18 protein-coding genes and 1 tRNA gene are annotated in these 23323 nt (G+C 71.8%); 12 read left to right on the forward strand and 7 right to left on the reverse strand.

The window, feature by feature from the left end:
• The first annotated feature begins 13 nt into the window (after positions 1-13).
• From AC3EU2_RS10835 to AC3EU2_RS10865, 7 genes are all read left to right on the forward strand, one after another.
• Positions 14-1591: a hypothetical protein gene (locus tag AC3EU2_RS10835; RefSeq protein WP_488176308.1), complete on the forward strand. Its 1578-nt coding sequence runs from the start codon at positions 14-16 to the stop codon at positions 1589-1591.
• Entirely contained in the window at positions 1588-3582 is a 1995-nt protein-coding gene (locus AC3EU2_RS10840; RefSeq protein ID WP_488176309.1) for a hypothetical protein, read from the forward strand. The genes AC3EU2_RS10835 and AC3EU2_RS10840 overlap by 4 nt, the downstream gene beginning before the upstream one ends.
• Before the next feature lie 11 nt (positions 3583-3593).
• Positions 3594-3812 carry a hypothetical protein gene (locus AC3EU2_RS10845; protein ID WP_488176310.1) on the forward strand — a complete coding sequence of 73 codons (219 nt, stop codon included), beginning with the start codon at positions 3594-3596 and terminating at the stop codon, positions 3810-3812.
• 114 nt (positions 3813-3926) lie between these two features.
• Positions 3927-5279 (forward strand): hypothetical protein, encoded by a 1353-nt coding sequence (locus tag AC3EU2_RS10850; protein WP_488176311.1) that lies wholly within the window; start codon positions 3927-3929, stop codon positions 5277-5279.
• Entirely contained in the window at positions 5255-7252 is a 1998-nt protein-coding gene (locus AC3EU2_RS10855; RefSeq protein ID WP_488176312.1) for an ATP-binding protein, read from the forward strand. Before AC3EU2_RS10850 ends, AC3EU2_RS10855 begins: the two co-directional genes overlap by 25 nt.
• Positions 7253-7773: 521 nt before the next feature.
• A complete protein-coding gene (locus AC3EU2_RS10860) occupies positions 7774-10200 on the forward strand; it encodes a hypothetical protein (RefSeq protein ID WP_488176313.1) in 2427 nt (808 codons plus the stop codon).
• Between the two features lie 16 nt (positions 10201-10216).
• On the forward strand, positions 10217-10951 hold the full coding sequence (locus AC3EU2_RS10865) for an SLOG cluster 4 domain-containing protein (RefSeq protein WP_488176314.1): 735 nt from the start codon (positions 10217-10219) through the stop codon (positions 10949-10951).
• Positions 10952-11542: 591 nt separating this feature from the next.
• Here the strand turns inward: AC3EU2_RS10865 and AC3EU2_RS10870 are convergent.
• Positions 11543-12511, reverse strand: coding sequence for a tyrosine-type recombinase/integrase (locus AC3EU2_RS10870; protein WP_488176315.1), 969 nt, complete (start codon positions 12509-12511; stop codon positions 11543-11545).
• A 109-nt stretch (positions 12512-12620) separates the two neighbouring features.
• Here AC3EU2_RS10870 and istA point away from each other — a divergent pair, with 109 nt between their 5' ends.
• Positions 12621-13844: an IS21 family transposase gene (istA, locus tag AC3EU2_RS10875; RefSeq protein ID WP_488176316.1), complete on the forward strand. Its 1224-nt coding sequence runs from the start codon at positions 12621-12623 to the stop codon at positions 13842-13844.
• Positions 13844-14641, forward strand: a complete 798-nt coding sequence (gene istB, locus AC3EU2_RS10880) for an IS21-like element helper ATPase IstB (protein ID WP_488176317.1) — start codon at positions 13844-13846, stop codon at positions 14639-14641. Before istA ends, istB begins: the two co-directional genes overlap by 1 nt.
• Here the strand turns inward: istB and AC3EU2_RS10885 are convergent.
• Together AC3EU2_RS10885 and AC3EU2_RS10890 are read right to left on the reverse strand one after the other, a co-directional pair.
• On the reverse strand, positions 14638-14877 hold the full coding sequence (locus tag AC3EU2_RS10885) for a hypothetical protein (RefSeq protein WP_488176318.1): 240 nt from the start codon (positions 14875-14877) through the stop codon (positions 14638-14640). The genes istB and AC3EU2_RS10885 overlap by 4 nt on opposite strands.
• 161 nt (positions 14878-15038) lie before the next feature.
• Positions 15039-15110, reverse strand: a tRNA-Arg gene (locus tag AC3EU2_RS10890).
• Between the two features lie 103 nt (positions 15111-15213).
• On the opposite strand from AC3EU2_RS10890, the gene AC3EU2_RS10895 reads away from it, so the two are divergent.
• Positions 15214-16491 carry an MFS transporter gene (locus AC3EU2_RS10895; RefSeq protein ID WP_488176319.1) on the forward strand — a complete coding sequence of 426 codons (1278 nt, stop codon included), beginning with the start codon at positions 15214-15216 and terminating at the stop codon, positions 16489-16491.
• Here the strand turns inward: AC3EU2_RS10895 and AC3EU2_RS10900 are convergent.
• Complete coding sequence (locus AC3EU2_RS10900; RefSeq protein ID WP_488176320.1) at positions 16478-17299, reverse strand: enoyl-CoA hydratase/isomerase family protein; 822 nt, start codon at positions 17297-17299, stop codon at positions 16478-16480. The genes AC3EU2_RS10895 and AC3EU2_RS10900 overlap by 14 nt on opposite strands.
• Positions 17300-17396: 97 nt before the next feature.
• Here AC3EU2_RS10900 and AC3EU2_RS10905 point away from each other — a divergent pair, with 97 nt between their 5' ends.
• Positions 17397-21149 carry an AAA domain-containing protein gene (locus AC3EU2_RS10905; protein ID WP_488176321.1) on the forward strand — a complete coding sequence of 1251 codons (3753 nt, stop codon included), beginning with the start codon at positions 17397-17399 and terminating at the stop codon, positions 21147-21149.
• Positions 21146-21460 carry a hypothetical protein gene (locus AC3EU2_RS10910; RefSeq protein WP_488176322.1) on the forward strand — a complete coding sequence of 105 codons (315 nt, stop codon included), beginning with the start codon at positions 21146-21148 and terminating at the stop codon, positions 21458-21460. The genes AC3EU2_RS10905 and AC3EU2_RS10910 overlap by 4 nt, the downstream gene beginning before the upstream one ends.
• 267 nt (positions 21461-21727) lie before the next feature.
• On the opposite strand, the gene mscL is transcribed toward AC3EU2_RS10910, so the two are convergent.
• From mscL to AC3EU2_RS10925, 3 genes are all read right to left on the reverse strand, one after another.
• Positions 21728-22096, reverse strand: a complete 369-nt coding sequence (gene mscL / locus AC3EU2_RS10915; protein ID WP_488176323.1) for a large conductance mechanosensitive channel protein MscL — start codon at positions 22094-22096, stop codon at positions 21728-21730.
• Between the two features lie 129 nt (positions 22097-22225).
• Positions 22226-22903 (reverse strand): SAF domain-containing protein, encoded by a 678-nt coding sequence (locus AC3EU2_RS10920; RefSeq protein ID WP_488176324.1) that lies wholly within the window; start codon positions 22901-22903, stop codon positions 22226-22228.
• Between the two features lie 40 nt (positions 22904-22943).
• Positions 22944-23306, reverse strand: a complete 363-nt coding sequence (locus AC3EU2_RS10925; protein WP_488176325.1) for an FmdB family zinc ribbon protein — start codon at positions 23304-23306, stop codon at positions 22944-22946.
• Between the last annotated feature and the right edge of the window lie 17 nt (positions 23307-23323).

Genomic DNA, 23323 nt, shown 5'->3' on the forward strand with positions numbered 1-23323 from the left:
GTGTCGTCCGCGCATGTTCGACGGCCAGGTGATCACCGCCGCGGACTTCGACCGGCAGGACGAGTACCGGATCGGCAAGGACCGGCTGCACAACCACTATCTGCACGGCACCGGCGTGGTGTGTGGCCTGGAGGTGGTCTGCAACCCGTGTGACGACACCGTGACTGTTCGTCCGGGCTACGCCCTCGGCCCGTGCGGAGAGGACATTGTCGTCTGCTCCGACACCTCCGTCGACGTCGGCGCCCTGGTGCGCGAGCAGCGCAGGACCCGCCAGGCCGACTGCCCGCCGTACGGCGTGACCCCCGAGGACTGTGAGGCGGCTCGCCAGAAGTGGGTCCTGAGCATCTGCTACGACGAACAGCCGAGCCGTCCGATCGGAGCACTGCGCACCCGCGACTCGGGGTGCGGCTGCGATGGGTCCTGTGGCGGGTCGGGTGGGGGCGACTGCGGAGGCTCCTGCTCGCCGCGGCCGGCGCGGCCGGGCGGCTGCGAGCCGACGGTCATCTGCGAGGGCTACCGGTTCACCGTCACCAAGGTCGCACCAACGACCGACAAGGGCGCAGAACGCGACCTGTCGGGCGACCTGCCCGACCGGGTGCTGGCCTGCCTAAAGTCGCTGCGCGACCGGATCAGCGACTTCCCAGACGACCCCAAGCCGGAGGAGGTGGTGGACTACGCCGACCAGTTCAAGGCCGAACTCGCGGACCTGCTGGAGACCAGTGCGATCCACAACTGCCTCCTGGGGCAGCGACTCTCGGAGGTCGTGATCCCGGACCCGGCCGACCCCCAGGCCCTGGAGAAGGCGATCGTGGCCCTCAAGACGATGGCCGGCATCGTCATCGAGCTCTTCCGGTCCTGCGTGTGCTCGGCGCTGCTGCCGCCGTGTCCGACCGCCTGCGAGGACGACTGTGTCCCGCTCGCGGTGCTGACGGTCCGGTCCGCCGATCTCCGGGTGCTCGATATCTGCAACTGGAGTGCCCGCAAGTTCGCGCTGACCGCCACCAACCTGTCGTACTGGCTCGGCTGGATCCCCATCTTCGACACCCTGCGGTCCGCCCTTGAGCGACTCTGTTGCCAACCGCTCCGGGGCGGCTTCAACCTCGACTCCAAGCTGCGCGTCAAGGCGGTCGCCGCGGATACGACCCCGGCCAGCCCCGCCGGTGCGGCCGCCGCGGCGGCGTCGGTGCACGTGCCGCCGGCCGCGGCGAAGGCACCTGTCCCGGGTGCCCCGACCGCCCTGCTCGGCCTGGCCGCGCAGTATGCCGGGGACATCTCGCCACTCGCAGGCCTGGAGGCCACCGTGCTGGCCAGCCTGGGCGCCGCCGATGACAAGGGCACGGCACTGGCCAGCCCGCTCGAGCTCGCCAACCCACTGCTGGCCATGGCGCTGACCAAGGTCGGGCTGCCCGCGACGGAGGCCGTGGTGCCCTCGGAGTTCTCGCGCCTTATCCCGGGAGGCGTGACGAGCGGCGGAGACAGCGGTGCGGCCGACCGGATCGCCGCCCTCGAGAAGTCGATCGCCTCGCTGACCAAGACCGTGAAGAGCCAGGCCGGGCAGCTGCGCACCCTCAAGGCGAAGGTGGAGAAATGAGCGAGGCGGCCCGGCCCCGCTTCTACGAGGGCCAGTACCTCGAGGCGGACGACCTCACCGCGGTCGTCGACTACGAGCGCGTGCAACGCGCCCGGGTGCTGCTGGGCGCCCACCGGTGGGGCATCGCGCTCGGTATGGACCTGACCGAGGTGGCCGGCCCGAACGCGACTCTGGACGTCGTACTCCAACCGGGCTACGCGTGGGACGGCTACGGACGACCGATCCTGGTGTCCGATCCAGTGCGGCTGAACGCATCGCTGTTCGCGGCGTTGGACGCGACGTTCGTGTCCGGCAGCCCGCCGCCACCGCCGCAGCTCGTCGAGGTGTGGATCCGCTATGACGAGCAGCTGACCCGAGGGCCCCGGCCCGGCTTCGAGACGTGTGGGCAGGGCGCGTCGTACTCCCGAGCGGAGGAGGGCTTCGCACTCGAGGCCGGCACGCGGCCGACCACGGCCAGCCGTCGTGACGAGATCACGATCGCCGGGCAGAGCATCGACGCCGCCCTGGCGCTGCAGACGTTCGACCCCGCCGCCGCACCGCTCGAGGACGCCAGCGTCCCGCACCAGGACTTCCCCGACGAGGGTGACTTCGCGCGGTGGCTGGTGCCCCTGGGCCTCGTCAACTACCAACCTGGCGAGCCCGGCACCTTCGTCGCCCGCGACGCGGCCGCGATGCAGCTGCATCGGCAGAGCCGGCAGTACGCCGGGGTCGTGGCCGGCTCCGTCGAGGCGACCGGCGGCGTGGTGCGGGTACATGACCGTTCCCGGCCCTACGAGCCGCACCACACCGGCGAGCTGTTGAGCGTCGAGGGCGATGTGCGGGCCGACGGCGACGTCCGCCTCTACGACGGCCGCGTGGACTTCCGGATCTCGCACACCGACTCGCCCGTGCAGCCCTTCGGCATGCTCCGCTCGCCCGACCCCGTCGGCACCTCGAGCGCGCTGACCCTCGTCATCGGCGACCAGTCGGCGGGCGAAAACCGGCTGGTCGTCGGACCCAAGACGGGCACCGATCCGCAGGGCCGCGACACCCACGAGCCGCACCTGGTGGTGACCGATGCCGGCAACGTCGGCGTGCGTATCGACAGGCCGACCGCCCCGCTGCACGTGCCGGCAGACGGCGTGCAATGGGGTGACGACCCGGCCGGCGACAAGAACTTCCATATCCAGGCCGACGCCGCAGCGAAGACGCTGCGGTTCCTCAACAACAACGTCGGCGCCGGCGTGCCACTGGTGTCGATGACCTCGACGGGACGGGTCGGGATCGGAGCCACCAACCCGACCCATCCCCTCCACGTGGACGCCAGCCTGGGCATCCGGCAGCGCTCGCTGTATCTCAGCGGCGACGACAACTGGAGCAGCCTGACCTTCAACGCCCACCACGACGCGGGCAACGGGACCTGGGTGTTCCCCGATGCCTCCAAGCCCGCCGCCACCATCGAGCTGGACGCCGCCCCCGGAGCCCCGCGGTTCGAGGTCTTCACCACGATCCTCAACGACAACCGGACCTGGTCCTCCCGACTGCTGGTCAGTGGGCACTCCGGCGACGTGGCGATGGGCCACCATGGCGGCAACGTGGGCGTCGGCACAGCCGCACCGACCGCGAAGCTGGACGTCCGCGGCGACGTTCTGGCCTCCGGAGCCTTCCGCTTCCAGGGGCTCGAGGCGGTGGGTGCCGTCGCCGGGATCAGGCTGGTCTGGGGCTCGGTACGCATCGACGGCACGATCCGCAGCGGGGACGGCTTCACCGTGGTCCGCCGGGCGACCGGGCAGTACCTGCTCACCTTCACGACACCGTTCACCGGCCCCGGCACGATGATCGTCACCCGGGTGTACGGCGACCTCGACATCGACGCAGGCGCCAGCGTCGACCCGGGCGAGACCGCGGTGATCGACTACCTCGACTCGAGCACGGCCGTGGTCGCCACGGCCGCAGCCAACGGCGCCGACGCCAACGCCGGCTTCACGTTCCTGGCCCTCGGGCCCCGATGAGAGGAGACGGCGTGGAGAGCCCACACGACCTGTCCTGGCAGCTGGCCAGACTGCAGGAGCTCCGCCAGGAGTACGCCGAGGGCGAGGCCCGCCTGGCCGCGCTCAGCGACGAGCGCAGCCGGGTACGCGATCGGCTGCTCGTTCTCGAGGGTGGCATGCGGATCCTCGAGGAGCAGCTCGCCGGCGCACTGGAGCCGGTCGCCGAGCCGGCCCTGGCACGCCAGGCCTGACACATGGCCACGCCGCCTGTTGCCGCCGCCACAGCGTCTCGGCTCACCGTGCACCGGCATTACGTGCGAGTTGCGGCTCCCCGTGCCGTGGCCGCGGCGGCGGTACGCCGAGCCGTGTCCGGGCACGGCCTCGAGACCCGGCTCGGGGAGGCCGTGGCCGCCCGCAGCCTGGCCGAGGGCTACTGGCTGGTGCGCCGTCTCGATGTGGACATGGAGTCGAGCGTGGCGTGGTCCGAGCCGCAGCTGCTCGACGTCCTGGCGGCCGCCTTCGGACGGGCGCTCGTCCACTCGATCAACCGCACCTCGGGCGATGGGGAGGTGCTGTGGTTCCGCGACCGGGCCGCTTACCTTGCGGCCTTCCTCGACGACAGGGCGTCGCGGCGTGCTGCCGGGCGGTGGGAGTACGCCCAGTTCGACCACCTCACCGGCGACCTGCCGACGGTGTTGCTCGCCCTGGCCACAGCGGAGCCCGACGCGACCGCCGCGGCGCTGCTCGACCTCGATGACGCGGCCCGGGTGCGGGTCCTCGGCCGGCTGCCGGGACGCATAGGTCGCGAGGTGCTGGCGGCGCTGGTCCCGAGGGCGGGCGCGACGAGCCGCCGCGGCCTCGTGCTGACCGCGCTCGGCCCGCTGGTCCGGAGCGGACTGCTAACCGGTCCGGGCTCGCTCGTGCTGCTCTGCGTCACCGCCGCTCGGTCCGGGGGGACATCGCTGGCCTCCGTCGCCACGGCCGCCGCCGACGTCGCCGCAGTGGTAGCGGCGGTGCTCGCCCGGGGCGATCGGGCCCCCAGGATCCTGGCCGACCTCACCGCTGGGCGGTGGCGGGAAGCCAGCGACGGTCTGGGTTCGACCAACGAGCTGCTCGCTCTGGTCACCTGGCCCGAGGGAGACCGGCGCCTGCTCGCCGAGGCCGTGCTGGGTGAGGTGACCGAGGGGCCCTTGTTGTCCACGCCGTTCGGGGGGATGTTCTTCTTGCTGCCCTTCATCGACGACCTCCTGGACTGGGCGGCCGTCACCGAAGGCTGGGAGGCGCACGACGGCGTCGAGGCCACCCGCTGGCTGCGCTTGTTGGTGGTCGCTGCGGCCCTGGACGACCAGGGGGTCGCCCCGGTGTTCGACGGGCTGCTGAGGCGGGCACTGGGCATCCCGGAGGAAGCCGACGGCTGGACGGTGCCGCGATGGCTGCGCCGGCACGAGCCGGAGGGCCGGCTGGTCCCCGACGCTGCTGACCGGCTGTTGGCCGTGCTGGCGCACCGGCTGCCCGGCATGGCCGGGTCCAGCACGGGACATCTGCGCGACAACCTGCTGCGCTTCCCCGCCTCGGCGACTGTCGAGCCGGAGCTGGTGGCGGTCGAGCTCGGCCAGCCACCGCTCCACGTACTCCTGTCCATGGCCGGGCTCACCCGGGGCACCTTCCGTCTCGCCACCTGCCCGGAGGTGACATGGACGTTGTCGACGCGCGGGTGACCACCCACCGCGGTCCCGACTGGTTGCAACCGTGGCTGGACTGGCTCGACGTCGCGCTGCACCGGGAGATCCTGCGACTGCGGGCGAGGTACGCCCTGAGCTCCGATGAGCTGCGCGGCCTGTACGTCGGCCACGAACAGGTCGACCGGCTGGTGGCTCGCGAGGTGCCCTCCCCAGAGGCCGCCGCCCAGCTGTCCCGCCTCGACGCGGACCGCGAGTCGTTGCTCCGCGACGTCACGGCACGCCGTACTCCGGTCGGCGAGGCAGTGCTCCGGCTCGGTCTCGACGAGGTGGGGCTGCTCGCCCTGGTGCTGTGCCTGGCCCCCGAGGTCGATCCCGGCTACCAGGCGCTCTACGCCTACCTCAACGACGACGTGGCGCGACGGCTGCCCACCGTCGACCTGGTGCACCGACTCGCCGGCCCGGGTGGACGGCTGGCGCCGGACTCACCCGTGGTGGCCAGCGGCGCCCTGCTTGTGCACCGGGTCGAGGCAGCCCCCAGCTGGCGCTCGGCCGGCCTGCTGCTGGCCGAGACCGTCCGCGCCTTCCTGGTCGACGGGGCGGCCGACCGGCCGCTCAGCCCCGCGTTGACGCCTCGGGTGATGGTCGTCGAGCACACCGACCACGACGACCTGGTCGCCGCCGTCCGCGAGGCCACTGGCACGGACCCGGTGGTCTGCACGACCGTCGCCAACTCAACCGGCGATCCGGTCGTTGCGGCCTTCCTGGCTGCGAGGCTGGGCAACCGGGCTGCGCTGCTCGTCGCCCACGAGGTCGGGTTGCTCTCCGCCGACGGCGCCCGTGACGTCTGGCAGCGGATCCGCGCCGCACCGGTCCCGGTCGTGGTGGGTGTTCGCCCCGAGGACCGCGGCAGGCTCCGGCTGGCGGGGATCGACCACGAGTGGGTGCCGCTGCACCAAACGGATCCGATGGAGCGCGAAGCGCTCTGGTGCAGCGCGCTCGCTGCTCACGCGCTCGCGCCGGCCCAGGGCGACGTCGAGGAGGTTGCCCGGCTCTTCGCCCTGGGTCCGGGCCAGATCCGCACGGCCGCCGCCGCGGCGGCGCGTGCCGGCAGGGCCGACCTCCCAACGCTGCGGCGCGTCGCGCGCGAGAGCAGCACGCCGCCCGCGGCCGGCCTGGTCGAGCAGCTCCGCGCGACGTACTCGTGGCCGGACCTGGTCCTGCCCCCGGCGGCCGAACACCGGCTCCGCGACCTCGTCGCGGCGATCCGGCTGCGGCACCAGGTCTTCGAGACCTGGGCGTTCGGGCGGCTGTCGGGCGGCCACCCGGGCATCCGGGCGCTGTTCAGCGGTCCCTCCGGGACGGGCAAGACGATGGCCGCCTCCATCGTCGCCGGCGAGCTGGGCCTGGCCCTGCATCGCGTCGACCTGTCGAGCGTGGTCAGCAAGTACATCGGTGAGACGGAGAAGAACCTCGACCGGGTGCTGGCGGCCGCGGAGACGGGCACGAGCGTGCTGTTCTTCGACGAGGCGGACGCGCTGTTCGGCAAGCGCTCGGAGGTACGCGACGCCCACGACCGCTACGCCAATCTCGAGGTCGCGTTCCTCCTCCAGCGGCTCGAGGCCTTCGACGGTGTGGTGATCCTGGCGACCAACCTGCCCGGCAACCTCGACGACGCCTTCGCCCGTCGGCTGCAGTTCCACGTCGAGTTCCCGCTGCCGGACCAGGCGGCCCGGGAGCGGCTCTGGCGGTTGGCAGTACCGCCGCAGGCGCCGGTGTCGCCCGACCTCGATCCGGCCACCCTCGCGCAGCGCTTCACCCTCAGTGGTGGTGACATCCGGAGCGCCACGCTCACCGCGGCCTTCATGGCCGCAGCCGCCGAGGAGCCCATCGGGATGGAGCACGTGATGCTCGCCCTGGCCCGGCAGCGCCGCCAACAGGGCAAGCTCCCCACGTCGGCCGAGTTCCGGGGCTACCTGCGCCTGGCCCGCGAGCAGGAGGCTGAGCCGTGACCGGCCCGGTCGCCACGCCGGAACGAACGGTCGCCCCGGTAGCGGCGAGCGCACCCCCAACCGCGACCCGGCGATCGAAGCCCGTCACCCCTGATGCCGCGCCGGGCAACCAGGCCGCCCAGCCTCCGGTCGCGCTGACGCCCGTCGTCCTGGACGGGGTCAGCGAGTTTGCGCCCCCTCCGGACGTCGCGGCGGCGATCACGGCGGCCGGAAAGCGAGGGCTCGCGGTCCCCGTGCGGCTGGGCTCGCTGGCCTCAGGCAGTCTCCGGATGAAAGCCGACGGCGAGACATGGAGGACAGCGAGCAGGTCCGAGGCACTGACCCTCGAGCATCCTGCCCTCGCCGCAGCCCGAGCGGCCGGCCTCGACACCGTCCTGGTCGTCGAGGTGAAGCGCGGAGCCGTCTCCGGCTTCGTGTCTGTGCGCCGAGGTGACAAGGTCGCACCGGACCCCAGCGCCCTCACCGCCTGGATCCGCACACACCCCGCCGAGCTCGGCTGGATCGGGCTGGACGACCTCAAGGTGCCGAGCGTGGTCAACACGTTCCTGGGCGGCCAGATCTGCGTGCGCGTGGACGACCTTCGCTTCGGTCTGGCCGGCTACCTGAAGGGAACGGCGGCGTTCGGGCTGACCAACGAGGCCCTCAGCTTCGCCGGTGCGGCGCACGTGAAGGTCGGTGGGCTTGCCGAGGCCGAGCTCTCCGTGACCCGCGATGCGGCCGGGCTGATCTCGGGTCGCATCGAGGTGCCGGTGACGATCGCGAAGTTCTCCGGCAACGTGGTCGCGGTCTTCGCGGGCGGTGTCGTCGACATCAGCGGCAAGGCCCGCTACCAGACCGAGAAGCTCACCGGCGAGGTCAACCTGGTCGTCACCGACCTGGAGTCGGCCCGCACGATCGCTGCCCGCAAGCTGGACCCCGCGATGCTGGTGCCCCCCGGTGGAGCCCCGGGGGCCGGGAGCACGAGCGCCGCACCCGCTGTCGCGCCGGCGGCAGGTGGTGAGGGGCCGAAGCCGGGTCCGCGGGCGCTGGCCGGCTGGGGGGAGCTCGACTTCGCGTTCACCGAGTGGCTCACTGGTCGGGCCAAGGTCGCGATCGACAACAAGGGCCAGATCACGGTCATCGGCGAGATCGCGCCGCCGGCCCGGGTCGAGCTGTTCGCCCAGCGCGACATCGTGAAGCGGATCTTCCTCCTCGAGATCCGCACGATGTACGGCGTCCCGCTCGTCGGCAACGTCTTCCTGTTCGCCAACATCGGGCTGGAGGCACTCGCGAAGCTCGGGCCCGGCATCCTCTACGACATCAAGGTCGAGGGCCAGTACTCCACCGACCCCCTGATCGCCAACGCGCTCAGCCTCTCGGCCGCGCTCAACATCTCCGCCTTCGCAGGACTTCGGCTCCGCGCGGAGGGCGGGGTCGGGATCGAGATCGCGCAGCACGACATCAAGGTCGGAGTCGGGCTCTCCGCCCTGGCGGGCATCCGGGGGTACGTCGAGGCCCGCCCGCGGATCGGCTATCGCGAGAAGGCCGCGCCGGCCGAGGGACGTTCGGGCGAGTTCTACCTACAAGGTGCGCTGGAGCTGGCTGCCCAGCCCTCCCTGGCGCTCAGCGGCGACCTGTTTGTGGAGCTCGACAGTCCGTGGTGGTCACCGGCCCCGGACGACAAGTGGACCTGGCCGCTCGGGCAGCTCGAGTACCCGCTCCCCGGCCAGTTCGGGATCGGCGCCAAGGTCGACTACGTCGTCGGCTCGCCCGATCTCCCCGAGATCGAGTTCTCGGCCGTTGACTTCAGCGCCGACAAGTTCATGACCGACCTGATCAACGACCACGTCCCCAAGGGCCGGACCGGCGAACAGGAGAAGCAGGGCACCTGGACCGAAGAGCCGGAAGGCCCGCCGACCGCCGCGGAGCCGGTCGCCGCCGGCGGCGCGGCGCCCGCTCCCGCAAGCGCTCCCGGACGCTCCGGGCGCGCACCCGGTGCACCCTCGGGCGACGCGGGTCCCGGCGCCGCGACCGACAAGGGACGTCCGGTCGACCCAGTCGCAGTGAAGGCGGCAGCCCTCGGCCAGGTCGTGGAACATGCCAGCGGAGGCAAGCTGCGGTCGGCCGCCGAGCTCCAGTCGTTGGTCAGCGCCGTCTACTCCGAGTACGCCGGCCAGGGCCTGGTCTCCCTCGACGTGGACGTGCCCGACGAGGAGTCGATGGAGCTGGTGGTCTCGGCGCGGGCCAGCGAACGGGAGGGCCGGCGCATCAAGTGGTCTGACGCGTTCAGCATCGAGACTCTCGGCGAGGAGTTGTTCCGCAAGCCCCCGAGCTACAAGTCACATGCGCTGGTGTCCATCGATCGCGTGGCCGAAGGCAGCGTCGTCGCCAGTGACACGCTCAACCACGCCGAAGAGAATTTGCTGGACACGTCCTGGCCGAAAGTCCTGCAGAAGCTGGAGAACCTACCCGGTCAGCACCAAGTGGTGTTCGCGGTCAACCGGTCGCCGTGTCACGGCTGGTGTACGCCGGCGCTCATCAAGGCGATCACCGAAGTCCCGGCGTCGATCCGCGAACGAACGATCTTCATTCTTGCGCCCACTCACACCTACGAGCAGGACAGGGTTCCGACGGAGGAGGAGATCGATGCTGATGAAGCGGAATGGGAAGCACATAGGCAGAAGGTGAGTAAGCAAGGGATCATCCTCCCGCCTTATCCAAGGGTGACCAAGGCCCCGTTCACTCGGGCAAGCGACATCACGGCGCTGGTCGCCGCAGGCTGGGACGTGCACCAGCTCGACATGGGCAACAGACGGACCGCGCAGCGGAAAGCGATGGCGGAGTTCGCTCACAAGGCCGCCGTCGCGGCCGGCCGAGTGCACGCCGGCGGCGGGGCCAAGTCGGCCGCAGCGCAGACCGATCCGGCACCGGCCGGACCGGTGCCCAAGCAGAAGCCGAAGAAGAAGTAGCCCTGAGGAGGCGACCATGCCCATAGACCCTGTGCTTCGGAGGATCGCGGTTTTCGGCAGCAACACAGTGAAAGAAGGTGAGCTGGCCGCTGCCCGCCTGATCGCCGTCGCAGTCAAGCAGTCCGCGGCCGTCCTCCTGACGGGAGGCGACCTGATCGATGCCGATACGGTGAAGGACGCCGCGATCTGGGCTGCGGAGGGCGCTGGATCCCGCGACGCCCCGGCGACCTGGATCGGTGTGGCGAACGAGAGCGAGGCGCGAGAGCCGCAGCCACGGGGGCTGCACGCGATGGTCGTCACCCCCGGCTGGGACCACCGACGCAACTTCGTCGAAGCCTGCCTGTGCGACGCTGCGATCGCCATCGGCGGGAGCAGCGACGGCACCGCCTCCGAGGCCCTTTTCTGCCTGTACCTCAAACGCCCGGTCGTCATCGTCGGGGACCTGCCGGAGGCCGAGGTAGCCCCGATTGCCCTCCGGGAACGCGCGAGAAGGAAGCGGATCCCCTGGCCAGAGCACCCGATCCTGAGCGTCGACCACGGCATCGCTGACGCGTACGCGTGGGCCGACCACCCCGACACCTCCGCTGAGACCGGACCGCTTCCCTTCGACGACGACTCCGCGGAGACCCTCGTCACCGAGCTCATCGGCCGGATCACCCGACCCGCCCCTAGGCCGACCTTCGACAACCTGGTCGACGAGACCACTTGGGATCGCTACGTAAGAACAGCCCTCGACGACGCCGGCCGCTGATCCGTCAGCTGGCCTCGGCTGACCAGCGACTCATCGCGCGGCATCGGCAACCGGGTGTCCCCGACCGGTGCGATCTCACTCATGCGCCGTGACGGAGAGCGCGCAGTGGGTAGTCCCGAGGTATTGGCACCTCCGGAGCGCGTCGCGGATGACCCGGTGCCGCACCCGATGCCGGAGGTGTCGATGCCGAAGCCTCCGGCGACGATGGGCTCGATCCGAGAACGGGTGACGGTCGGCGGGATCGAACATGACGAGGGCATCTGGGCTTGGGCTGATGCGTCGGCCTGAGGGGAATCGTCGTCTCGCTGGCCTAGGGAACTGACTGACGCAGAGTGGCTGCTCCCTGCCCATGCATCATTCGCCCGCGGGAGGCTGGTCGACCACTGACGGAGACTGTCAGCGGGTCGTTGACCTCAGCCTGACCCCGCCCGGCGGACGCGTAAGTCAAGCACGGGGAAGCTGAACGGAGATTCGGACGCCGGCCTCCGACGGAGTCGCCATTGCCACCGACGATGCTCCTGCGGATGCGCCCCTGCTGACGTCCGAGTCCTCACTCAGGCGGCGTACCACTCGACCGCGCCGGTCCCGGTGTTAGAAGTCCTTGGAGGGCTCCTTTCGGGCCATCTGGTGTAGACGGCTGGCGAGCTCACGGTCGTGGGTTTGCGAGGTGTGGAGGTAGATGGAGCTCACCTTCGGGTCGGCGTGGCCCATCCGCGCTTGGAGGGTCGCTTGGGTCGCTCCGGCGTCGGCAGCCAGGGTGTTGGCGGTGTGTCGGAGGTCATGCCACACCATTCCGTCCCGGCCGATCGTCCGGGTCGCGGACTTGTATGCGGATAGGACGGTGTGCCGCGAGATAGGCTGCCCGTCCCGACGGGTCCAGACGTAATCATTCGGTCGGCCCGGTTCCTGGGCAGCGAGGTGCGCAGCCAAGGCTTCGGTGACATGGCCCGGCATGTGCACCGCGCGGGCGCCGCGCGAGGACTTTGGCGGCCCGATGACCAGTCGGGCGGGTGTGCCGACATACTGCGCAGTCTGAGCGATGACCAGAACCCCGAGATCGAGGTCGACGTCGCGTCGTCTCAGGCCTGCGGATTCTGCGATGCGCAGTCCGCACCAGCCGGACACGAGCGTGAGTGCCTGCCATCGGGGCGGCATGGCCTCGGTAATCTGGTCGAGTTCAGCCGGGGAAAGAGCAATCGACTCTCTTCGCTTCTGGGCATGGCCAGCACCTTTAAGGCGGCAGGGGTTGCGCAGGATGAGCTCGTCGTCCTCGGCGGTCTGCAGGATGGCCTTCAGCAAGCCGTACGCCTTAGCCCCCGCGGCGTCGTGCCCTTCCATCGAGAACTTTCCGCGCCATTGGCGGACAGCAGGCGTGGTGATCTCGTCCAGTGGCAACTGACCGAAGCCGGGGAGTATGTGGACGTCCAGGGAGTTCCGGTATCCCGCCTTGGTGGACGGGCGTAGCGCAGCCCCCGAGGAGGTCACTCGGCCCAACAGCCACGCATCTGCATAGGCCGCAAGGGTCCGCTCGCGCCGGCTGGCCTCGGCGGCCGCAGCCACGGCTGCTCGCTCGTTCGGTGACGACCATCGCCGCTGGGAGTGTCGACGACGCTTGAAAACGAGGCCATAGCGACGGTCGAAAACGAGGCCACCCAGACAGATTGGATGGGTGATCTCGGTGGAGGATTGGGCGTTGGTGCGGCGGCTGGTCGCGGACGGTGTTCCGCAGCGTCAGGTCGCGCGGGACTTGGGGATTGGGAGGTCCACGGTGGCGCGAGCGTTGGCCTGCGACCGGCCACCGAAGTACGAGCGGCCTTCGGTGCCGACGGCGTTCACGCCGTTCGAGCCGCTGGTGGCGCAGCTGCTGGCGACGACGCCGGACATGCCGGCGACGGTGATCGCCGAACGGGTCGGCTGGACGGGGTCGATCACCTGGTTTCGTGACAACGTGCGGCGGGTGCGTCCGCAGCACGCCCCGGTCGACCCGTGCGACCGGTTGATGTGGCTGCCAGGGGATGCGGCGCAGTGTGACCTGTGGTTTCCCGCGAAGCGGATCCCGCTCGAGGACGGCACCACGGCGCTGTTGCCGGTGCTGGTGATCACCTGCGCGCACTCCAGGTTCATGCTCGCGGTGATGATCCCGACCCGGCACACCGCGGATCTGCTGCTGGGGATGTGGGAGCTGCTGACGCAGCTCGGCGCCGTCCCGCGGCGGCTGATCTGGGACAACGAGTCCGGCATCGGCCGCGGCAAGCGGCACGCCGAAGGGGTCGGGGCGTTCGCCGGGACCTTGGCCACGACGCTGCAGCGGCTCAAGGCGTACGACCCCGAATCCAAGGGGGTGGTCGAGCGACGCAACGGGTTCTTCGAAACCTCCTTCATGCCCGGGCGGGACTTCACCTCCCCGGCCGACTTCAACACCCAGCTCACCGCCTGGCTCAGGATCGCCAACGCCCGGGTGGTGCGCACCACCAAGGCCCGCCCGGTCGACCGGCTCGACATCGACCGGGCCGCGATGTTGGCGCTGCCACCGGTGCCGCCCGCGGTCGGCTGGGTCAACCGGGTCCGGTTGGGACGCGACTACTACGTCCGCGTCGACAGCAGCGACTACTCCGTGGACCCCGCGGCCATCGGCCGTTTCGTCGACGTCCGCGCTGACCTGTCCCGGGTGCAGGTGCACCACCAAGGTCGCCTGGTCGCCTCCCATGACCGGGTGTGGGCGCGTGGCATGACCCTCACCGACCCCGCCCATGTCGCTGCCGCGAAGGTGCTGCGCGAGCAGTTCCAGCAACCCCGTCGCGCACCGGCTGACGACGCGCTGGCGCGGGACCTGGCCGAGTACGACCGCGCCTTCGGCCTGACCGACGAGCTCACCGATGGCGAGGTCGCGTGATGGCGGCCAAGACCACCAGCGCCGCCGAGGCGGTCAAGCAGCTGACCTATCTCGCTGCAGCGTTGAAGGCGCCCCGGATCACCGAAGCCGCCGCCCGGTTGGCCGACCACGCCCGCGACGCCGGCTGGACCCACGAGGAGTACCTCGCCGCCGTCCTGGACCGTGAGGTCGCCGCCCGCAACGCCTCCGGCGCCCAGCTGCGGATCCGCGCCGCCGGCTTCGCCGCCCGCAAGGCCCTGGAGGAGTTCGACTGGGACGCCCAACCCGCGGTACGCCAGCAGGTCGCCGCCCTGGCCTCCGGCGCGTTCCTGACCGAGGCCCGCAACATCGTCCTCCTCGGCCCACCCGGCACCGGCAAGACCCACCTGGCCACAGCCCTGGGCATCACCGCCGCCCACCACGGCCACCGCGTCCTGTTCGCGACCGCGACCGAATGGGTCACCCGCCTGACCGACGCCCACCGCGCCGGCCGGCTACCCCAAGAGCTCACCCGGCTGCGCCGCTACGCCCTGATCATCGTCGACGAGGTCGGCTACCTCCCCTTCGAGCAGGACGCCGCGAACCTGTTCTTCCAGCTCGTCTCATCCCGCTACGAACACGCCTCGCTGATCCTGACCTCCAACCTGCCCTTCAGCGGCTGGGGCGCCGTGTTCGGCGACCAAGCCGTCGCCGCGGCCATGATCGACCGCGTCGTCCATCACGCCGACGTCCTCACCCTCAAAGGCGCCAGCTACCGCCTCCGCAACCGCGGCATCGACACCCTGCCCAGCATCAGAACCCAAGACACGGCACACTAGAAACACGAACCGGTGGCCTCGATTTCGAGCGTCGCATCGGCCTCATATTCGAGCGACGTCGACAGGGAGATCAGCTGTCGTTCCTCAGCCAGCCATGCTTGGGCGTCGCCTTTGGTCTGAAAGGTGGTCGGGCCCGAGTGGTAGATCGTGTCCGGCCCGGAGTACCGGGCCTGCCAGCGCCCAGACGCCAGCTTACGGACGCTGCCGAACCCACTGCGGCCTTTGCGGCCAGCCATCGGCGGACCTCCTAAGGGTCGGGCGTGGCCGTGGGCCGTGCCATATATGTGCCATACCGTGCCTTAAGCGTGCCACAAAAGGGTCAATTTGTGTCCAACTATGTCCACGTCGGATGACCCGGAAAACACGAAAACCCGCTGTTCACAGCGGGTTTCGTGAGTGCCCCCGGCAGGATTCGAACCTGCGACACCTTCTTTAGGAGAGAAGTGCTCTTCCCCTGAGCTACGAGGGCGGGGAGGCCCGAAGGCCGCTGACCAGCCTAGTTGACGCCCGTCAGCGCGGTGCGCACCGAGGTTCGACGACGAACCGGCCGGGCGAACGGCATACTCGGGCGGGTGACGGCGAGCGGGGGCACCGGGGTGCGCGGACAGCGCGACCTCGTGCAGCGGCGCACCGTCGCGACCCTGTCGTTGTCGCAGGTGCTCGGCGGGATCTCGCTCGCCAGTGGGCTCGCCGTGGGCGCGCTGCTCGCCGAGGAAATCAGCGGCTCGCCGACGTATGCCGGGCTGGGTTCGACGTTCCAGGTCCTCGGCTCCGCTCTCATCGCCGTCCCGATGGCCCGGCTCAGTGCGGCGCGCGGGCGGCGGCACGGGCTCGTGCTCGGCTACGGCCTCGCGTTCGTCGGCGCGCTCGGTCTCATCATGTCGGGGGTCGTCGGGAGCTTCGCGCTGCTGCTCGCCGCCAGCCTGCTGTTCGGTGGCTCGACGGCGTCGAACAACCAGGCGAGGTATGCCGCGGCGGACCTCGCCGCCCCGGCGCACCGCGGCCGCGACATCAGCCTCGTCGTCTGGGCGACGACCATCGGGAGCGTCGTCGGACCGAACCTCGTCGGCCCGAGCGAGCCGGTGTCGAGGCTGCTCGGGCTGCCCCGGCTCACCGGGCCGTTCGTCTTCTCGCTCGCCGGGCTGCTGCTCGCCATCGCCGTCCTGCTCGTGCGGCTGCGCCCCGACCCCCTGGTCGAGGCCAGGCGTCGCGCCGTCGCGGCCGACCCCGGCGCCTCCGGCCGCACGCACGGTCGCGTCGGCCGCGGGCTGCGCGTCGTCGCCGGCCATCCGCGGGCCCTGCTCGGCCTGATGACCCTGGCTCTCGGCCACATGGTCATGGTGAGCGTCATGGTCATGACGCCGCTGCACATGAGGCACGGCCAGGCCGACCTCACCGTCATCGGCTTCGTCATCAGCGTCCACATCCTCGGGATGTTCGCCTTCTCACCGCTGACCGGGCTGGCGGTGGATCGACTCGGCGGGCGCGCGGTCGCGATCGTCGGGTCGGCGGTGCTCGCCACCGCCACGCTGCTCGCCTCCACGGCCCCGGAGGGGCACTCGACGGGGCTCCTCGTCGCGCTCTTCCTCCTCGGGCTGGGCTGGTCGTGCACGCTCGTCTCCGGCTCCACGATGCTCACCGCGGCCCTCCCGGCCGCCGAGCGACCTGGCGCCCAGGGTGCGAGCGACCTCGTCATGGGGCTCACCGCCGGCCTCGGCGGGGCGCTCGCCGGGGTCGTCGTCGACGTGGCGAGCTTCCAGGCCCTCGCGCTCGCGGCGCTCGTCGTCGCCCTGGCCATCGGCGTCCTCGCCGTGGTACTGCGCGGGACGGGTGAGGTCAGCGAGCGCTGACCCCGGGCCACTGGGGCCGACGCTTCTCCGCGAACGCCGCGACGCCCTCGGCGCGGTCGGGGCTGAAGGCGGTGTCGTGCCACCGGGCGTCCTCGACGTCCAGCCCGTCGGCGAGGGAGACGTCCATGCCGGCGCGCATCGCCGCCTTGGCGTTGCGCACGCCCACGGGGGAGTGCGCCGCGATCGTCGCGGCGATCTCCAGCGCGGCCGCCCGCGGGTCCTCGACGACCCTGTCCGCGAGGCCGAGGGCGAGGGCTTCCATGCCGTCGACCCGGCGGGCCGTGAAGATGAGGTCGGCGGCGCGGGACCAGCCGATGCGCCGGGTGAGGAGCTGGGTCCCGCCACCCCCGGGGATGACGCCGACGGAGACTTCGGGCAACGCGAACGTCGCACGCGGTGACGCGACGATGAGGTCGCACGACAGCGCGATCTCGCAGCCGCCGCCGAGCGCGTAGCCGCCCACGGCGGCGATGACCGGCACGGGCAGGTCGAGGACGCTGCCGTATGCCGCCCGGTTGCCGGGACGCTGCGCCCTCAGCTCGTCGTCGCTCAGCCGGTTGCGCTCCTTGAGGTCGGCGCCCACGCAGAACGCCGTGGGGTGCGACGACGAGACGACGACCGCGCGGACCGTCTCGTCCGCGGCCAGGCCCTGGGCGGCCTCGGTGAGCGCCCGGGCCATCGCGGTCGAGACGGCGTTCATGGCCTCCGTCCGGTCGAGGACGATCTCGGCGACCCCGTCGTCGTGACGGACGACCCGGACGAGCCCGGTCGTCGCGGATCCGGGGTCCTGCGCTGCATCCTCTGACATGGCGCCATCCTCCCCGATCCCGGCCACGTCGGGTGGCGAGGCTGCCCGCAGGGTGGCGGCACACGGCATACGCGCCTGTCGTTGTTAGCCTGCTGAGGTGAGTGAGACCGGACCGCAGTCAGAGATCGACTCGCGGACCGAGAAGGTCCGCCACGCCGTCGAGGGGTGGACCAGGCATCTCGTCGACCTCGGCGGGCGCAACACCCTGCTCTGGTACCGCGACCTGCCCACGGGCACCCTCGACCTCACCACGGCCCACCCGGGCGGCGTGGCCATGCTCCTCGCCGGTCGTCCTACCCGCCTGTCCGACCTGGTTCGCGAGCCTGCCGCCTTCGACGAGGCCCGCCGCCGAGCCCGCACCATCGCGGCCAAGTCCCGCGAGCTGCGGGAGGAGCGCGGCATCGACACCGGCTTCGTCGCCGTGGGCATGGCGACGTGGAGCCTGGGCCGGGGTCGCGGTGCGGCCGCCGGGCGCGAGCCCGCAGCGCCCGTGCTGCTGCGCAGCTGCACCCTGCGTCCGACCACGCCGCAGCACGACGACTACGAGCTCGACCTCGGCGACGAGATCGAGCTCAACCCCGTCCTCGAGCACTACCTCGCCTCGGAGCAGGGCGTCACCATCGACACCGAGAAGCTCGAGGCGCTCGCCTTCCGTCCCGGGGGGTTCGACCCCTACCCCGCGTATGCCGCGCTGACCGAGGCGTGCGCCTCCGTGCCCGACTTCGCCGTGACGCCGCGCATCGTCCTCGGGACGTTCTCCTACGCGAAGCTGCCGATGGTCGCCGACCTCGCCGCCCACGGTGACGCCCTCGCGGACCACGACGTCATCGCCGCCATCGCCGGCGACGCCACGGCGCTGCGCTCCGTGCGGCACGAGCTCCCCGGCCGCGCCGACGACGTCGTGCCCGACCCCGCCAGGGGCCTCCTCGTCCTCGACGCCGACTCCTCCCAGCAGGAGGCCATCGAGGCCGCCCGCTCGGGCGCGCACCTCGTCATCCACGGCCCGCCCGGGACCGGGAAGTCGCAGACGATCGCCAACCTCGTCGCGTCGCTGGCGGCCGACGGCAAGCGGGTGCTCTTCGTCGCCGAGAAGCGGGCCGCGATCGACGCCGTCGTCGGACGCCTCGACCGGATCGGGCTCGGCGAGCTCGTGCTGGACCTGCACGACGGCCCCCGCGGCCGGCGCCGCATCGCGACCGAGCTCGCGGACACCCTGCCGGGTGGCTCCCCGCGCCCGGCCGACCCGGCGAGCCGCGACGTCGACCGGCTGCGGTCGACCGCGTCCTCCCTGCGCGAGCACCTCGACGCGATGCACGAGCCCCGGCACCCGTGGGGGGTGTCCGTCCACGACGTGCAGGAGGCCATCAGCGGGCTCGGCACGACGCAGCGACCCCCGCACTCGCGCGTGCGGATCCGGGGTGAGGCGCTCCAGTCCCTGCCGCTCGAGCGGTTCGAGGTGCTCGCCCGCGAGATGACGCGGGTCGCGTCCCTCGGCGCGTGGCGCACCGACCGCGGCGCGGACCCCTGGTACGGCGCGACCGTGCGCACCCCCGAGGAGGCGATCCGGGCCCGCGAGCTCGTGGAGCGCTGGTCCGGCTCCGCGATCGAGGACGTCGGCCAGACCCTGCGAGAGGTCTTCACCGGGCTCCGGCTCCCGCCGTCGAGCACCGTGCGGGAGTGGGGGCGCATCCTCGACACCGTGGCGCAGGTGCGCGACACCCTCGAGACGTTCCGGCCCGAGATCTTCGACGTCCCGCTGGGCGACTTCGTCGCGGCGACCGGCACTGCGGCCTACCGGTCCTCCGTCGGCTCCGAGCTGGGGTGGTGGGAGCGTCGCGGGCTGCGGCGCCAGGTCCGTCGCCACGTGCGGCCCGGCCGCCCGCCGGCCGACCTGCACGCGGCCCTGCTCGCGGCCAGCGAGCAGAGGAGTGCCTGGAAGGAGATGGCCGGTGCCGGCGGGCGCCCCGAGATGCCCGCCGACCTCGACCGCGCCACCGACGCGTACGCCGCCCTCGCCGCCGACCTCGCGTGGCTGGACGAGCGCGTGCCGCACACCGACGAGTCCGCGTCGCTGCTCGACGTGCCGCGCGACGATCTGCGTGACCGCCTCCAGGCGCTCGCCGACGCCCCCGACCGGCTCGCGGTCGTTCCGTCGATCATCGGCCCGGTCGAGTCGATGCGCGCCGCCGGCCTGGGCTCGCTGCTCGAGGACCTCGCCACCCGCCGCGTGCCCGCCGACGACGTCGCGAGCGAGGCCGACTTCGTCTGGTGGAGCTCGGTGCTCGACGACATCGCCCTGCGCGACCCCCGGGTGGGTGCCCACGACGGTGAGGACCTGCGCCGGACCCTCGGTGAGTTCGCCTCCGCCGACCGGGAGGTGCTGCGGCAGAACGCCTCCCGCGTCCGCGCCGCCGTGCGCGCCAACATCGACCGGGTGCTGTCCGACGCGCCCGAGCTGGAGAGCATCGTGCGCGCCGAGGCGGCGAAGTCACGTCGCCACCGACCGCTGCGCGACCTCTTCCCCGTGGCCGGCGAGCTGCTCACGGCGTCGCGGCCGTGCTGGGTGATGAGCCCGCTCGTCGTCGCCTCCGTGCTGCCGCCCGGCGTCTGGTTCGACGTGGTCGTCTTCGACGAGGCGTCCCAGGTGCCCCCGGCCGAAGCGGTCTCCGCGATCTCCCGTGCGCGCCAGGTGGTGCTGGCCGGCGACGCCAAGCAGCTGCCCCCGACGTCGTTCTTCACGACGGTTTCCGACGGCGGTATGGCCGCCCCTGACGATGGGCTCACCGAGGGCGTCGAGTCGATCCTCGACGTGCTCGCGGCGACGCTTCCCAGCCGTCGCCTCTCGTGGCACTACCGCTCGCAGGACGAGCGGCTCATCTCGTTCGCGAACGAGCACGTCTACGGCGGCTCGCTCGTCACCTTCCCGGGGACCGGCTCGGCCCCCGTGCTCCGCCACGAGCTCGTCGACGGCGTGGGCGTCCTCACCGAGGGAGCGGCGAGCGTCGAGACGACGCAGGCCGAGGTGGACCGGGTCGTCGAGCTGGTCCTCGAGCACGCGCGCACCCGACCCAGCGAGAGCCTCGGCGTCATCGCGTTGGGGCTGGCGCACACCCAGCGGATCGAGGACGCGCTTCGCCGAGCCCTCCAGGGGCTCGACACGAGGACCGCGACCTTCTTCACCGAGGACGTCCACGAGCGCTTCTTCGTCAAGAACCTCGAGAGGGTCCAGGGTGACGAACGGGACGCCGTCATCCTGTCCGTCGGCTACGGCAAGACCCCCCACGGTCGGGTGCTGCACCGCTTCGGCCCGCTCAACACCGAAGGGGGCGAACGCCGCCTCAACGTCGCGATCACCCGGGCCAAGAAGCGCATGACCGTCGTGTCGTCCATCGGTGCGGACGAGCTCGACCCGCAGCGGCTCAAGGCCCGCGGCGCCCAGATGCTGCGCGACTTCCTCGAGCACGCCGCCACGTCGACCGCCGCCGCGGTCGAGGGCGGGCCCGGCGACGTCGTCCCGAGCGCGCCGACGCAGTCGGTCGTCATGGCCGAGTTCGCGAGGCGCCTGCGCGACACCGGCCTCGTCGTGCACGAGCGCTTCGGCTCGTCGGCGGCCCCCATCGACCTCGCGGTCGAGGACCCGCACCACCCGGGACGGCTCGCCGTCGCCGTGGAGTCGGACGGACCGGAGTACGCCGCGATGTCCAGCGCCCGCGACCGCGACCGCCTCCGCGCGGAGCACCTCGGCCGGCTCGGCTGGCAGCACGTGCGGGTCTGGACCCGGGACGCCTTCCGCGACCCCGCGCGCGACGTCGCGCGGATCAGGTCGATGGCCGACCGCCCGCGGTCATGACCCGGCGCCCACGTCGCGCGTCGAGCACCCCGCAGCGGGTCGGCTCGGACGAGGGCCTGACCTCGACCCGGCCCCTGGTGGCCGCCGCCGCCGCTGACGAGAGCGAGGGCAAGGGCCAAGGGGGTCGGGTCGCCGGGACCCCGGCGCCGGCCGCGGAAGCTGGCGCCGGCTCGTCGCCGGAGGCCGCAGGGGTCGAGCGCACCCCGGTCGAGCAGACGAGCGACGACACCGACGAGGGCTGGGGGGAGCGGGGCGACGACGACACGTCGGCTCGCTGGCTCCGCGAGAACCGCCCCCCGCACTGGTCCTGACCCGCCCGCCGACGCGACCCGACGCCCCCCGGTTCCCCCCGGCTCCCGCAGCGTCAGCGCCGGTGGTCGTTCTACCCGCCGTTGACGCTGACGTTGCAGAGGGGGCTTGCACAGCGTCAGCGCCGGTGGTCGTTCTAGCTGCCGTTGACGCTGACGTTGCGGAAGAGGCTGGGGGTTGACGCGACGCGGGGCGGGAACCAGCAGGTACTGGTTCCCGCCCCGATGCGGTGGTGCGGTGGACTCCGGTGGTGCGGTGGTTCGGTGAAGTCAGAGAGTCGGACGAGCGCGCAGGCTGTCGCGGATCTCCTTGAGGAGCTCGGTGTTGGGGTCGACCGTCTCGGCGTCCGGCTCGTCCGGGAAGAACCGGGCCTTGGCTGCCGTGTAGGGCTTCACGACGAAGAAGTAGATGACCGCCGCGAGAATGAGGAAGGAGATGAGGACGGTGAGGAACCCACCGATCGAGAGCTCGGCGGGCTTCCAGTTGGAGAAGTCCGGCGTGCCGCCGATCTTGCCGACGATCTCCATGATGATCTTCACCATCGCCTCGACGACCTTGCCAAAGGCCGTGGCGATGACGACGGCCACCGCGAGGTCGACGACGTTCCCCTTGAGTACGAAGTCCTTGAAGCCGTTCATGAGCGTGTCCTTTGCTGTGGAAGGCAAACTGCTCGATCTGGTGGTCGGCCGAGCGCGACCACCGTACAAGGTGTCGGGGATGCAGGACAGTCCACGAACGACTGCACCGGGTCGTGTGCCCGGCCCGGCTCAGCCGGTCACGACCGGCAGCACCCGCGGCGCCCCGCCCTCTGGTCGTTGACCTGCGAAGACGCGCTGCACGTCGGTCTCGGTCAGGGCGCAGACAAGACCGCGCGAGGCGGACGGGGCTCCGGGCAACGGTCCTGTCACGGAGGTCTCCTCGGGCGTGTCGATGCCCAGAACGAGCACGTCGCGGGCCAGCGCCGCCCCGCCGACCTCCGCGTAGAGGGTGACCCGGTGGCCGACCGGGACGAGGTCGAGGCTGCGCTCGTCGGCCACCAGCACGTGGGCGGCAACCGTCCCGGACGGCAGCCCGTCGGCCGGGGTGCGGGGCACGAGCCGGGTCGTCGTGACGACCTCGCCGCCGGTGACCCGGGAGGTCAGGCGTCGCCCGACCAGGCCGGAGGGGTCGGGGGACGTCGCCACCGGTGGCGGGTCGCGGGGCACGTCGACGACCCGGAGGTCCCCGTCGTCGAGGACGACGCCGCTCGCCAGGTCCCGGGCTGCGACGACCACCGGGGTCGTGGGTGCCGGAGGTGGCCGGACGACCCCGACGAGGACGACGACGGCCGCGACCGCGCACGCCGCGGAGGCCAGCCGGCGCAGCGCCCACCGTCGCCAGCGCGCACGTCGTGACGGACCGAGGAGTCCGGGGCGCAGGAAGGAGGGGAGGTGCGGTCGCGGCATGGAGCCGACGCTAGGTCGGCACAGCCGCGCCCGGCAGGGATCAGGCCGAGGCTGTGGACGACGCCGGGGTGGGCGAGGCTCCTGTGGACGAGCCGGACGAGCCGGACGAGCCGGAGTCCTTGCCCTTGCCGCTGTCCTTGCCGCTGCCCGCATCGGCCCCGGAGCCGGACGAGGACCCGGATCCGGAGTCGCCGGACGGCGCCGCCGGTGACGAGCTGCTCGAGGCGGCCCGCGAGTCGTTGCGGTAGAACCCGCCGCCCTTGAAGACGACACCCACCGAGTTGAAGACCTTCCGCAGGGACCCGTTGCACTCCGGGCAGATCGAGAGCGAGTCGTCGCTGAAGGACTGGACCGCCTCGAAGCGGTGGTCACAGTCACGGCACGCGTAGGCGTACGTGGGCACGGGTTCCTCCTGGGGCA

The organism is Knoellia sp. B-D-2 (genome assembly GCF_057714695.1).

Bases quoted from the DNA above. Each gene is read 5' to 3' on its own strand.
- AC3EU2_RS10885 (WP_488176318.1), bottom strand. From the start codon at position 14,877: ATGGCTGGCCGCAAAGGCCGCAGTGGGTTCGGCAGCGTCCGTAAGCTG.
- AC3EU2_RS10855 (WP_488176312.1), top strand. From the start codon at position 5,255: ATGGACGTTGTCGACGCGCGGGTGACCACCCACCGCGGTCCCGACTGG.
- mscL (WP_488176323.1), bottom strand. From the start codon at position 22,096: ATGAACGGCTTCAAGGACTTCGTACTCAAGGGGAACGTCGTCGACCTC.
- AC3EU2_RS10835 (WP_488176308.1), top strand. From the start codon at position 14: ATGTTCGACGGCCAGGTGATCACCGCCGCGGACTTCGACCGGCAGGAC.
- AC3EU2_RS10910 (WP_488176322.1), top strand. From the start codon at position 21,146: ATGACCCGGCGCCCACGTCGCGCGTCGAGCACCCCGCAGCGGGTCGGC.
- istB (WP_488176317.1), top strand. From the start codon at position 13,844: ATGGCGGCCAAGACCACCAGCGCCGCCGAGGCGGTCAAGCAGCTGACC.
- AC3EU2_RS10920 (WP_488176324.1), bottom strand. From the start codon at position 22,903: ATGCCGCGACCGCACCTCCCCTCCTTCCTGCGCCCCGGACTCCTCGGT.
- AC3EU2_RS10865 (WP_488176314.1), top strand. From the start codon at position 10,217: ATGCCCATAGACCCTGTGCTTCGGAGGATCGCGGTTTTCGGCAGCAAC.
- AC3EU2_RS10900 (WP_488176320.1), bottom strand. From the start codon at position 17,299: ATGTCAGAGGATGCAGCGCAGGACCCCGGATCCGCGACGACCGGGCTC.
- AC3EU2_RS10840 (WP_488176309.1), top strand. From the start codon at position 1,588: ATGAGCGAGGCGGCCCGGCCCCGCTTCTACGAGGGCCAGTACCTCGAG.